The 12,883-nt window shown below is 61.0% G+C and carries 9 protein-coding genes and 2 pseudogenes; 7 read left to right on the top strand and 4 right to left on the bottom strand.

The features are described 5' to 3' along the window. Both PMI34_RS21855 and edd read right to left on the bottom strand, forming a co-directional pair. Positions 1–926: glucokinase (locus PMI34_RS21855; protein ID WP_008047409.1), on the bottom strand; the 926-nt coding region annotated here is incomplete at its 3' end. Continuing rightward, positions 923–2,749, bottom strand: a complete 1,827-nt coding sequence (gene edd / locus PMI34_RS21860; RefSeq protein ID WP_008047407.1) for a phosphogluconate dehydratase — start codon at positions 2,747–2,749, stop codon at positions 923–925. The genes edd and PMI34_RS21855, both read right to left, overlap by 4 nt. 220 nt (positions 2,750–2,969) lie before the next feature. Between edd and gap the strand changes: the two genes are divergently transcribed. The 6 genes and pseudogenes from gap to PMI34_RS21880 all read left to right on the top strand — a co-directional run bounded on the left by gap (position 2,970) and on the right by PMI34_RS21880 (position 8,573). Then, complete coding sequence (gene gap / locus PMI34_RS21865) at positions 2,970–3,971, top strand: type I glyceraldehyde-3-phosphate dehydrogenase (protein WP_007974423.1); 1,002 nt, start codon at positions 2,970–2,972, stop codon at positions 3,969–3,971. 141 nt (positions 3,972–4,112) lie between these two features. After that, positions 4,113–4,577, top strand: coding sequence for a methylglyoxal synthase (locus PMI34_RS21870; RefSeq protein ID WP_008047403.1), 465 nt, complete (start codon positions 4,113–4,115; stop codon positions 4,575–4,577). Then, positions 4,574–4,711: pseudogene (locus PMI34_RS28725) on the top strand (DUF454 domain-containing protein); the annotation flags it as partial. The gene PMI34_RS21870 and the pseudogene PMI34_RS28725, both read left to right, overlap by 4 nt. A gap of 202 nt (positions 4,712–4,913) precedes the next feature. Beyond that, positions 4,914–6,194 (top strand): annotated as a pseudogene (locus PMI34_RS29650) (PDC sensor domain-containing protein); the annotation flags it as partial. 102 nt (positions 6,195–6,296) lie between these two features. Continuing rightward, positions 6,297–7,052 (top strand): methyl-accepting chemotaxis protein, encoded by a 756-nt coding sequence (locus tag PMI34_RS29645; protein ID WP_443216118.1) that lies wholly within the window; start codon positions 6,297–6,299, stop codon positions 7,050–7,052. A gap of 171 nt (positions 7,053–7,223) precedes the next feature. Then, complete coding sequence (locus PMI34_RS21880; protein WP_008047388.1) at positions 7,224–8,573, top strand: CoA transferase; 1,350 nt, start codon at positions 7,224–7,226, stop codon at positions 8,571–8,573. A 144-nt stretch (positions 8,574–8,717) separates the two neighbouring features. On the opposite strand, the gene PMI34_RS21885 is transcribed toward PMI34_RS21880, so the two are convergent. Together PMI34_RS21885 and arcD (PMI34_RS21890) are read right to left on the bottom strand one after the other, a co-directional pair. Continuing rightward, positions 8,718–9,581: a DNA-3-methyladenine glycosylase family protein gene (locus PMI34_RS21885; RefSeq protein WP_008047386.1), complete on the bottom strand. Its 864-nt coding sequence runs from the start codon at positions 9,579–9,581 to the stop codon at positions 8,718–8,720. Further along, the gene (gene arcD / locus PMI34_RS21890) at positions 9,578–11,005 is read right to left on the bottom strand and encodes an arginine-ornithine antiporter (protein WP_008047384.1); all 1,428 of its coding nucleotides are present in this window, start codon (positions 11,003–11,005) and stop codon (positions 9,578–9,580) included. Before arcD (PMI34_RS21890) ends, PMI34_RS21885 begins: the two co-directional genes overlap by 4 nt. Before the next feature lie 444 nt (positions 11,006–11,449). Between arcD (PMI34_RS21890) and arcD (PMI34_RS21895) the strand changes: the two genes are divergently transcribed. After that, a complete protein-coding gene (arcD, locus tag PMI34_RS21895; protein WP_008047382.1) occupies positions 11,450–12,877 on the top strand; it encodes an arginine-ornithine antiporter in 1,428 nt (475 codons plus the stop codon). Positions 12,878–12,883: the final 6 nt, after the last annotated feature.

Genomic DNA, 12,883 nt, shown 5'->3' with positions numbered 1-12,883 from the left:
GCCCCCATCAATCCCGAATACGGCGCCGTCACCAGCCACACTGGAATCCCCTTGAAGTAATCGCTCATGCAACCCTTGTCGGCGAAGCACCGGGCGAAACCGCTTTCGAGGAAGAAATCGGCAAAGCGCGGGATCACCCCGCCCACGATGTACACGCCACCGCGCCCACCGGTGGTCAGTACGTTGTTGCCCGCCACGCGACCGAGCCAGCAGCAGAACTGCTCAAGCACTTCCACGGCAATCGGGTCGCCCGCCAGTCCGGCAGCGGTAATCGCTTCCGGCGTGTCGAGCACAGGCGTGTGCCCGTCCACCGCGCAGATCGCCCGATAGACACGCGGCAAGCCGCCGCCGCTCAGTGCCGTTTCGGCGCTGACATGGCCGATCTCGTTGAAAATGTGCTGCCACAATTGGGTTTCACGCGGGCTACTCAGGGGCAGATCGACGTGACCGCCCTCCCCCGGCAACGCAGCAAACCGGCCCTCGCCCAAATCGAGCAAGGTGCCGACGCCCAGGCCAGTGCCCGGGCCAATCACCACCGCCGGGCGCAACGGCTCCGGCGTGCCTTCGCAGACCACGCGGAATTCGCCGGACTGCAAACGGGTCATGCCCAGGGCCATGGCCGAGAAGTCATTGACCAGCAACAGTTGATCCACCTGCAAGGTCTGGCAGAAACCCTTGCGGCTCAGACGCCAGTGATTGTTGGTGAACTTGAACTCATCGCCACTGACGGGACCGGCCACCGACAGGCACACCGAACCGATCGAACCCGGCGCCAGCCCCAGACCGTTGAGGTAGAGGCTGATCGCCTCTTCCGGGCTGGGGAAGTCTGCCGTTGCCAGCACCTGGACCGACTCCAGCTGCTGGTTTTTCCACAACGCGAAACGTGCGTTGGTCCCACCGATGTCACCGACCAAAGCCAGTTTCAATTAAGCGTCTCCAGGGCAGAAGTGAAGGCGCTGGCGCCCTGCTCCGCCGAGCTGAAGGCCATGCGCATGAAACCGAACAGCTCGCGACCGGTGCCGATGTTGTTACCCAACAGGCCCTTGGCCGGTGTGCGCGCTGCGAATTCTTCGGCGTCCACCTTGAGTTCCAGGGTGCCTTTGACGCCATCGACGCGGATGATATCGCCCTCTTGCACCCGCGCCAAAGCGCCACCGACATAAGCTTCGGGGCTGACATGAATGGCCGCCGGAATTTTCCCCGACGCACCGGACATACGCCCGTCGGTCACCAGCGCGACTTTGAAGCCGCGATCCTGCAGCACGCCGAGGAACGGCGTCATCTTGTGCAGCTCCGGCATGCCGTTGGAGCGTGGACCCTGGAAGCGCATCACCGCGACAAAATCCTTCTCCAGCAAACCGGCCTTGAACGCATCGGCCAGGTCCTGCTGATCCTGGAACACCATGGCCGGCGCTTCGACGATCTGGTTTTCCACGGCTACGGCGGAGACTTTCATCACACCGCGACCGAGGTTGCCTTCCATCACCCGCAGGCCGCCCTCTGGCGAGAACGCACGGGCGACCGGACGCAGGATGCTTTCATCGAGGCTGTCGGTCACGCCTTCACGCCAGACCAACTGACCATTGTCGAGGAACGGCTCCTGGGTGTAGCGGCTCAGGCCGTGGCCCATCACGGTGTTGACGTTTTCGTGGAGCAGCCCGGCTTCCAGCAGTTCGCGAATCAGGAACGACATGCCGCCCGCGGCCTGGAAGTGGTTGATGTCGGCCTTGCCGTTCGGGTAGACGTGGCTCAGGGTCGGCACGACTTCGGAGAGGTCGGCCATGTCCTGCCAGGTCAACTGAATGCCCGCCGCCATGGCGATGGCCGGCATGTGCAGGGTGTGGTTGGTCGAGCCGCCGGTGGCGTGCAGCGCGACAATCGAGTTGACCAGGGAACGCTCGTCGACGATTTCGCCGATCGGCATGAAGTCACCGTTCTGCTTGGTCAGGCGCGTGACCTGGTGCGCGGCTTCGCGGGTCAAGGCGTCGCGCAACGGCGTGTTCGGGTTGACGAAGGACGCGCCCGGCAAGTGCAGGCCCATGACTTCCATCAGCAACTGGTTGGTGTTGGCGGTGCCGTAGAAGGTGCAGGTGCCAGGGCTGTGGTAGGACTTCATTTCCGATTCCAGCAGCTCCTCGCGGGTCGCCTTGCCTTCGGCGTACTTCTGGCGCACGTCGGCTTTCTGCTTGTTGGAAATGCCCGACACCATCGGCCCGCCCGGCACAAAGATCATCGGCAGATGGCCGAAGCGCAGCGCGCCCATCATCAGGCCCGGCACGATCTTGTCGCAGATGCCGAGCAGCAGCGCGCCATCGAACATGTTGTGAGACAGCGCCACGGCCGTGGACAACGCGATCACTTCGCGGCTCGGCAGGCTCAGTTCCATGCCTGGCTCGCCCTGGGTCACCCCATCGCACATGGCTGGCGTGCCACCGGCGAACTGGCCGACGGAGCCGATTTCGCGCAGGGCGTTTTTGATCAGTTCGGGGAAGACTTCGTACGGCTGGTGCGCCGAGAGCATGTCGTTATATGACGAAACTATCGCGATGTTGGCGGAGTTCATCATCCGCAGGCTGTGCTTGTCATCGCTGCCGCAACCGGCCACGCCATGGGCGAAGTTGGCGCATTGCAGCTTGCCGCGCATCGGACCGTCGCTGGCCGCACCGCGGATCAATGCAAGGTAGGCCTCGCGCGTGGCGCGGCTGCGGGCGATAAGCCGTTCAGTGACCTCAAGGACGCGGGGATGCATGTGTAGAACTCCAGGCTAACGGATGTGGCGACCTGATTGTCTATGCTGATCAAAGGCCGGTGTCGATGGGATGACGGACGGTTTATTTGACCATTCGGACCAGTTGATTCAGGTCACTCGTTGTAGATCGAACAAAATATTGCCATCAAAAAGGCTTGTTTTCTATTTTTTTACGAATAATCTTGTAATTCCAACAACAAAACGACGGTAGCGCCGCACTATGACTCTTCGAATCGCAATCAATGGTTTTGGCCGCATCGGCCGTAATGTCCTGCGCGCACTCTATACCCAGGGCTACCGTCAGGATCTGCAGATCGTTGCCATCAACGACCTTGGCGACAGCGCGATCAATGCTCATCTGCTCAAGTACGACACCGTTCACGGCACGTTCGATGCCGATGTCCAGCACGACCAGGAGAGCCTGACGGTCAACGGCGACCGCATTTCGGTCAGTGCCATCCGCAACCCGGCCGACCTGCCCTGGGCCGCGGAAAAGATTGATGTAGTGTTCGAATGCACCGGTCTATTCACCGACCGGGCCAAGGCCGCCGCGCATATTACGGCCGGCGCGCGCAAAGTCATCATCTCGGCCCCGGCCAAAGGCGCCGACGCTACCGTGGTTTACGGGGTGAACCACGACATTCTGCGCCAGTCGCACCAGATTATTTCCAACGCGTCGTGCACCACCAACTGCCTGGCCCCGGTGGCCCAGGTGCTGCATCGCGAGCTGGGCATCGAAAGCGGGCTGATGACCACCATCCACGCCTACACCAACGATCAGCACCTGACCGACGTCTATCACGTCGATCCGTACCGCGCCCGTTCGGCCACCCAGAACATGATCCCGAGCAAGACCGGTGCTGCCGAAGCGGTGGGCCTGGTGCTGCCGGAACTGGCGGGCAAATTGACCGGCATGTCGGTGCGCGTACCGGTGATCAATGTGTCGCTGGTGGACCTGACGGTGCAGCTCAAGCGCGAAGCGTCGGCCGATGAGGTCAATGCGCTGATGAAAGAAGCCAGCCAGCACTCGAAGATCCTTGGCTACAACACCCTGCCGCTGGTCTCCAGCGACTTCAACCACAACCCGCTGTCGTCGATCTTCGACGCCAACCACACCAAGTCCAGCGGCAAGCTGCTCAAGGTGCTGGCCTGGTATGACAACGAGTGGGGCTTCTCCAACCGCATGCTCGATAACTGCCTGGCGCTGTGTAACGCCGAGTAAAGCGCTGCCTATCCACCTGTAGGAGCTGCCGCAGGCTGCGATCTTTTGATCTTCGCTGAAAAACAAGATCAAAAGATCGCAGCCTGCGGCAGCTCCTACACAGGTATTTGCAACACCTCACAGGCGTCTGGAGCAGCATCAATGATCGGCATTACTTTTACGCAAAAGACCCTGGCGGCGCGCAAGCGTATCGCCCTGGTCGCCCATGACCACTGCAAGGTGTTCCTGCTGGACTGGGCCGAACGACAGAAAGACAGGCTGGCCCGGCATGATCTGGTCGCCACCGGCACCACGGGATTGTTGTTACAACAACGCCTCGACCTGCCCGTGGAGAGCATGATCAGTGGTCCGCTGGGTGGCGACCAGCAGCTCGGTGCGCAAATCGCCGAGCAACGGGTCGATATGCTGGTGTTCTTCTGGGACCCGTTCGAGCCACAACCCCACGACCCGGATATCAAGGCATTGCTGCGGGTCGCGGCCGTGTGGAACATCCCGGTGGCCTGCAACGAATGCAGCGCCGACTACCTGCTCAGCAGCCCGTTGATGGATCAGGCGCATACCCATCGGATTCCCGATTACGTGAGCTATTTGCAGGGTCGCGCGTAAAGCTTCTGTTATGTGCCAGTCTGATGCTGCTGACGCTCGAGCACGGCTGGCCGATCTACCTGGCAATTTCCGGGATGGGGCTGGGCAACCTGTGGATCTGGTCACGGCCGGAATCGCATCCTCAATCCACCTGAACTCCCCCCCACGCTTTTTCCTCTTTTTACCCGCATTTTCGGCACATTTTTCTGCGCAAACGTTCAACCACTACCGTTCGTCGGTACCCCATTCATGTAACCTGGCCTTCACGCCGATGTGCATTGATCGGCGCTAAATGGATTTAGCGAGTGAGCCGCAACGGCCCACAGCCAACACTTCATCCATTCGCGAGTTCGCCCTATGTTCGACTCACTGTCCATCCGCCTGAAAATCGTCCTGCTGTCCGGTCTGTGCCTGCTGGGGGTAGTCGCCCTGATAGTGGGCATGAACATCTACCAGACCAACCAGAACGATGATCTGGTCAGCGATTCCAGCAGCAGAATGCTCACCGCCAGTGTGCAGGACCTGCTGCAGGCCAAGGCCGCCGAGCAGGCGGTGCGGGTGCAGAAGACCTTCGGTGAAACCCTGACGGTGGTGACTGCCCTGGCGGACCAGATCCAGGACATGCGCAACCTGGCCGCCAAGCGTTCGCTCGAGCCCGGCGCCCTGCGTGAAGAGTTGAACCAGAGCCTGAAAACCGCCTTCGAGCGCAACAGCAAGGTGCTGGGGATCTGGCTGGCGTTCGAACCCAACGGCCTGGACGGCAAGGACAGCGAGTTCGTCGATGACGCGGCGCGCCAGTCCAACGAGATCGGTCGTTTCGCCACCTACTTCAGCCGTGCCGGTGGCGAAACGCTGAACACGATCATGGTCGAGGAGGACATGACCAAAACCACCCTGAACCTCAGCGGCACGCCGTACAACGTCTGGTACACCTGCCCTCGGGACAGCAAGCGTATCTGCCTGCTCGACCCCTATGCCGATACGGTCGGCAACAAGGAAATGTTGATGACCACCATTTCCGTGCCGCTGCTGGTGGATGGCAAGTCCATCGGCGTGGTCGGTATCGACATCGCCCTCGACGCCCTGCAAGCGGCGGCGGTCGACTCCCAGCGCGACCTGTTCAACAGTGCCGGGCACATGCTCATCGTTTCCGGCACCGGCGTGCTGGCCGCCTACAGTGTCGATGCCGGCAAAGTCGGCAAGAACATCGGCGACACCCTGGGCGGCGATGGCAAGGACATCCTGCAATTGCTCGCCAGTGGCGCGCCGAAGATTCTCCAGCAAGGCGACTTGATCCGCGCGGTGTACCCGGTCAGCCCGATCAGCGATGCCAAGGCCTGGGCCGTGGTGATCGACCTGCCGAAACAAGTGCTGCTGGCCGACTCGGTGAAGCTGCAAGCGGTACTCGACGATGCCCAGCAAAGCGGCACGATCAAGACGCTGTCGGTGGCGGTGATTGCCGGCCTGCTCGGGCTGTTGCTGATGTGGCTCACCGCATCCGGCGTGACCCGCCCGATCAACAGCGTGGCCGACATGCTCAAGGCAATTGCCAGTGGCGACGGCGACCTGACCCAGCGCCTGCACTACAGCAAGAAGGACGAACTGGGCGAACTGGTGAGCTGGTTCAACCGCTTCCTCGACAAGCTGCAACCGACCATCGCTCAGATCAAGCAAAGCATCACCGATGCCCGCGGCACCGCCGACCAGTCTTCGGAAATCGCCCGCCAGACCAGTGAAGGCATGCAGGTGCAGTTCCGCGAAATCGACCAGGTCGCCACCGCGTCCAACGAAATGAGCGCCACCGCCCACGATGTCGCCAACAGTGCCTCGAACGCGGCCAACGCGGCGAAAGGTGCCGACCAGTCGGCCCGCGACGGCATGTCGATCATCGAGCGCAGCACCCGCGACATCAATCAACTGGCCGAAGAAGTCAGCAAGGCCGTGACCGAAGTCGAAGCTCTCGCGGTCAACAGCGAGCAGATCGGTTCGGTGCTGGAGGTGATTCGCAGCATCGCTGAACAAACCAACCTGCTGGCGCTCAACGCCGCCATCGAAGCCGCCCGTGCCGGTGAAAGCGGTCGTGGCTTTGCGGTGGTCGCCGATGAAGTGCGCAACCTGGCCAAGCGTACCCAGGATTCGGTGGAAGAAATTCGCCTGGTGATCGAACGCATCCAGAGCGGCACCCGCGGCGTGGTCGCCACCATGCACTCAAGCCAGACCCAGGCCCACAGCAATGCCGGGCAGATCCAGCAGGCGGTCCAGGCCTTGGGCAAGATCAGCGACGCGGTCACTGTGATCAGCGACATGAACCTGCAAATCGCCAGCGCCGCCGAGCAGCAAAGCGCCGTCGCCGAAGAGGTCAACCGCAACGTCTCGGCGATCCGCACCGTCACCGAAACCCTGACCGGCCAAGCCACCGAATCGGCGCAGATCAGCAGCCAGCTCAACACCCTGACCACCCACCAGATGAAGTTGATGGATCAGTTCCGGGTGTAAGCAGCACCACCGGAAACTGTGGGAGCGGGCTTGCTCGCGAATGCGGTGTATCAGTCACCATCATCGTTGAATGATGGATCGTATTCGCGAGCAAGCCCGCTCCCACAGGTTTCATCTGGCTTGTCACCTGATTTGATCTAAGATCTGGCTCTCGCTCCGGAGAGCCCTTCGATGACTGATCTGCTCACGTCCATTCAAGCCGCACTCGGTTTGCCTCACACCCCGATTCCATTCACGTCCAGCGGCGCCCTGCCCTCGGCGTTTGCCGTCACGGATCTGGCCTGCGCCAGCATCGCTGCCGCAGGCCAGGCCGCCAGCGAACTGCTGCATCAGCAAACCGGGCTCCTGCCCGACCTTGAAGTTGACCGACGCCTCGCATCATTCTGGTTCGCGACCTCCATTCGCCCGCTTGGCTGGAGCGTTCCGCCGCTATGGGACCCGGTGGCCGGTGACTACGCCACCCGCGATGGCTGGATTCGCCTGCACACCAACGCGCCCCATCACCGCGCCGCTGCTGAAAGCGTGCTCGGCGCCTGTACCGACCGCGCAGCGATGGCCGGCAAAGTGGCTCGATGGGCGAACAGCGAACTGGAGCAGGCGGTGGTCGATGCCGGTGGCTGTGCCGCCGAAATGCGCACCCGGGAACAATGGCAGACCCATCCTCAAGGCCAGGCAGTGAATGCCGAACCCTTGATTCAATTCGCCAACTACCCAAGCCAGCGCCGCAAACCGTGGACAGCTTCAGTTGCTCGCCCACTGGCCGGCATCAAGGTGCTGGACTTGACCCGAGTATTGGCAGGCCCCATCGCCAGTCGCTTTCTGGCAGGCCTGGGCGCCGATGTCTTGCGCATCGATCCGCCGACCTGGAACGAGCCAGGGGTGGTGCCGGAAGTCACTTTGGGAAAACGCTGCGCGCGTCTTGATCTGAACGACAAATCCGACCGCGCCGTATTCGAATGCCTGCTCAAGGACGCCGACATGCTGCTCCACGGCTATCGTGCCGATGCACTGGAGCGACTTGGCTTGGGCATGATTGAGCGCCGGCAACTGAACCCCGGTCTGATCGACGTTTGCCTCAACGCTTATGGCTGGAGCGGCCCCTGGCAAAACCGACGGGGCTTCGACAGCCTGGTGCAGATGAGCAGTGGCATTGCCGAAGCGGGCATGCGCTGGAAGCAGGCAGACAAGCCGACGCCATTGCCGGTGCAAGCCCTCGATCACGCCACCGGGTACTTGATGGCGGCCAGTGCGATCAGATTGTTGGCACAACGGTTGAGCGACGGTACAGGCGGCTCGGCGCGATTGTCGTTGGCGCGTACGGCGAAGTTGTTGATCGAGGCGGGGGCCGGGGCCGATGAGCCGTTGCGGGCAGAGGATCAAAAGGATCAGGGAATGGTGGTGGAGCAGACGCCGTGGGGGCCGGCGTATCGGTTGCATGTGCCGCTTAAGATGACGGGGACACCGTTGCAATGGACATTGCCAGCAACTGATTTGGGTTCACATCGCGCGCAGTGGTGGTGACCGTCAGATCGCCTTCGCGGGCAAGCCCGCTCCCACAGGGACTGCGTTTTTCCTGACTTTCGCGATCAAATGTGGGAGCGGCGGTGCGGCGATCCGACTTGCCCGCGAAGGCGTCAGGACTGTCAGTACAAATTCCGGATCAGCTCAGTCCGCCCGACTCAACGAAGTCCACAGCAACTGCGCCGCATACCCTCGCCAGGGCCGCCATGGTTCAGCTCGCGCCAAAAGCTGCCGCGCCGTCACCGGCCCCCCTTCCAGCGCCACCAACGCATTGATCAGCCCAACATCACCATTGGGAAACCCATCCATCTCCCGCAACTGTCGCAACGCAATGTACTGCGCCGTCCAGTCACCAACCCCGTGCAAGGCCAGCAACCGCGCTACGCCCCCCTCCCGCCCGGACTCGAACAGTCGCGGATCATCGAGTAATGCCTGAGCCAATCCCGACAATGTCCGGCCTCGGCTTTTCGGCATGCCCAGCGTCGCCAGATCCGCCCCCGCCAGCACCTCAGCCGTAGGAAACACATGGCTCAATCCCGGCTGCGGTGAACTTAATGGCACACCGTATTGCGCCACCAACTTCCCCGCCAACCGGATCGCCGCCACTACCGTAATCTGCTGCCCCAACACCGCACGGATCGCCAGTTCCAGCCCATCCCACGCCCCCGGCACTCGCAACCCGGGACGTTCGGCAATCAACCGTGCCATCAGCGGATCAACCGCCAGGTGTCGGTGAATCGTGCACAGGTCGGCATCCAGGTCGAACATCCGCCGCAGCCTTGCGACAATTTCAGGTACGGCGCCCGGGTCAGGAAAGTCCAGGCTCAGCTCAAGTGCATGGGATGCGGCAGACCGGATCGAAAACGTACCGTGAACGCCATGCAAGTCGATGCTGCGCGAGTAGACACCTTCGACCACCGTTTCCAGGCCAGCAATCGCTCGCGCCGACAAGAACCCCAGCAAAGCAGGCCAGTCCAGGGGCGGCTGGTACGCCAGCAGCAACCTCACAGACTGAGCACCCCGCTGTACAACCCATAGGCCGCCAACCCCGCACCACCGATGACACAGGTAAAAATGCCTTTCTCGACGACCGTGAACAGCGGCTTGCCCTGCTCATTACGAGCCTTGGCAAACAGGATCACACCCGGTGCATACAGCAAGGCCGACAGCAGCAAATACTTCAGGCCGCCGGCATACAGCAACCACACCGCGTAGCCCAGGGCGATGCCACCGATCAGCAAGTCCTTGATCCGCTCGGCGGGAGCCTGTTGGTAGGTTTCACCCCGCGCGCACAACAACACCGCATAGGCCGCCGACCACAGGTACGGCACCAGAATCATCGAAGACGCCAGATAAATCAGACTGGTGTAGGTGCCGGCGGAAAACAGGGTGATCAGCAAGAACAGCTGGATCATCGAGTTGGTCAGCCACATCGCGTTGACCGGCACACGGTTGGCGTTTTCCTTGGTCAGGAATGCCGGCATGGTCTTGTCTTTCGCCGTGGCGAACAGGATTTCGGCGCACAGCAGCGCCCAGGATAACAACGCCCCCAACAGCGAAATCGCCAGGCCGACACTGATCAGCAACGCGCCCCAGGGGCCGACGATATGTTCAAGCACAGCCGCCAGCGAGGGGTTCTGCAGTTTCGCCAGTTGCGGCTGGGTCATGATCCCCAGCGACAGCACATTCACCAGCACCAGCAGCGCCAACACCCCAATGAACCCGATCACCGTCGCCCGGCCCACGTCGGAACGTTTCTCCGCCCGGGCCGAATAGACACTGGCGCCCTCGATACCGATGAACACGAACACGGTGACCAGCATCATGTGCCGGACCTGATCCATCACGCTGCCGAACTCCGGGTTGTTGCGCCCCCAGATATCGAGGGTAAAGATGTCCGCCTTGAACGCCACGGCGGCGATCACGATGAACATGATCAGCGGCACGATCTTGGCCACGGTGGTCACCTGGTTGATGAACGCCGCCTCCTTGATCCCGCGCATCACCACAAAATGCACGGTCCAGAGCAGCACCGAAGCGCAGACGATGGCGATCGGCGTGTTGCCTTCGCCAAAGACCGGAAAGAAATAACCGAGGGTGCTGAACAGCAGTACGAAGTAACCGACGTTGCCCAGCCAGGCGCTGATCCAGTACCCCCAGGCCGAAGAAAAGCCCATGTAGTCGCCGAACCCGGCCTTGGCATAGGCGTACACCCCGGAGTCCAGCTCCGGCTTGCGATTGGCCAGGGTCTGGAACACAAACGCGAGGGTCAGCATGCCGACGGCAGTGATTGCCCAACCGATCAGGATCGCCCCGGCATCGGCCCTGGCCGCCATGTTTTGTGGCAGGGAAAATATCCCGCCGCCAATCATCGACCCCACCACCAACGCGATCAATGCACTCAGGCGAAGCTTGCTCGGTGATTGCGACATCGTTGCATCTCCATTTCTCCGAGGGGGCGACAAGTGCCGCGAGATCGTCACATATCGGACGTCAACTAAACTGTTGAAGCGTAATAACGTTTATTGGATAACGCCAACCTATGTCTTTTTACTTGCACAAAACGGCTATTAGAGGCGCCGATATAATCATTTGTTGTATACGCTTTTCCAATACATCCATTTTGTACAAAAAACCCACGGAGAAGATTGGCGAATTCTGAAAAACCAACTAGCGTCATAATTCGAAACAAAACACAAAATAACTGAAACAACCTACAAAAAGGCTCTAGAACAAGCATTACAAGCAGCCGCCTTGCAAATGATGGCACTCCGCCAACAAACTCGGGACGCTCTCATTTAATGATCCAAGTCAGCTGATTGGATAGCCAACGGACTTAGTCTGTTGCCTCTCTTCTCCTGCATTGGAGTCATGCAATGTCTGAAGCTCCCGGAAAACTCAAACTCGGCGCACTGGTTGCATTAGTCGTCGGTTCGATGATTGGTGGCGGGATCTTTTCCTTGCCGCAAAACATGGCCGCCAGCGCGGATGTCGGCGCCATTCTGATCGGTTGGGCAATCACTGCCGTCGGCATGCTCACCCTGGCGTTCGTATTCCAGACCCTGGCCAACCGCAAACCCGATCTTGATGGCGGGGTATACGCCTACGCCAAGGCCGGTTTCGGCGACTACATGGGCTTCTCGTCCGCCTGGGGGTACTGGATCAGTGCCTGGCTGGGCAACGTTGGCTACTTCGTTTTGCTGTTCAGCACCCTCGGCTACTTCTTTCCGCTATTTGGGGAGGGGAATACCCCTGCTGCCGTGATCGGTGCCTCGGTGCTGCTCTGGGCCGTACATTTCCTCGTACTGCGAGGAATAAAGGAAGCAGCGTTCATCAACCTGGTGACCACCATCGCCAAGATTGTGCCGCTGGTGCTGTTCATGTTGATCGCGTTGTTCGCCTTCAAACTGGACATCTTCACCGCCGACATCTGGGGCCTCAAGAACCCTGACCTGGGCAGCGTGATGGACCAGGTGCGCAAAATGATGCTGGTCACCGTGTGGGTGTTCATCGGCATCGAAGGCGCGAGCATCTTTTCGGCCCGGGCGGAAAAACGCAGCGACGTGGGTAAGGCCACCGTGATCGGCTTCGTCACCGTGCTGCTGTTTTTGGTCCTGGTGAATGTGCTGTCGCTGGGGATCATGACCCAGCCGGAGCTGGCCAAACTGCAAAACCCGTCGATGGCCGCCGTGCTGGAGCACGTGGTGGGTCACTGGGGCGCGGTGCTGATCAGCGTAGGTTTGATCATCTCGTTGCTGGGGGCATTGCTGTCGTGGGTGCTGCTGTGCGCGGAGATCATGTTCGCCGCCGCCAGGGACCACACCATGCCGGCGTTTTTGCGCAAGGAAAACGCCAACCATGTCCCGGTCAACGCCCTGTGGCTGACCAACGCCATGGTGCAGGTATTCCTGATCATCACGCTGTTCTCGGCCAGCACTTACCTGTCGCTGATCTACCTCGCCACCTCGATGATTCTGGTGCCGTACCTGTGGTCGGCAGCCTACGCGTTGCTGCTGGCGGTCCGCGGCGAAACCTACGAAGGCGCGGCGGGCGAGCGGCAGAAGGATCTCGTCATCGGTGCCGTGGCCCTGGTCTACGCGATCTGGCTGCTGTACGCAGGCGGCATCAAGTACCTGCTGCTGTCCGCCCTGCTCTATGCCCCCGGCGTGATCCTGTTTGCCAAGGCTAAGCTTGAAGTAAACAAACCGGTTTTCACCAATGTCGAGAAGCTGATTTTCGCGGCGGTGGTCGTCGGCGCCCTGGTGGCGGCCTACGGCCTCTATGACGGCTTCTTGACTCTGTAACCACCC

The organism is Pseudomonas sp. GM74 (assembly GCF_000282455.1).
Classification (GTDB): domain Bacteria; phylum Pseudomonadota; class Gammaproteobacteria; order Pseudomonadales; family Pseudomonadaceae; genus Aquipseudomonas.
The sequence above is the reverse complement of the archived record's forward strand: the minus strand, read 5'-3'. Positions and strand labels throughout refer to the sequence as shown.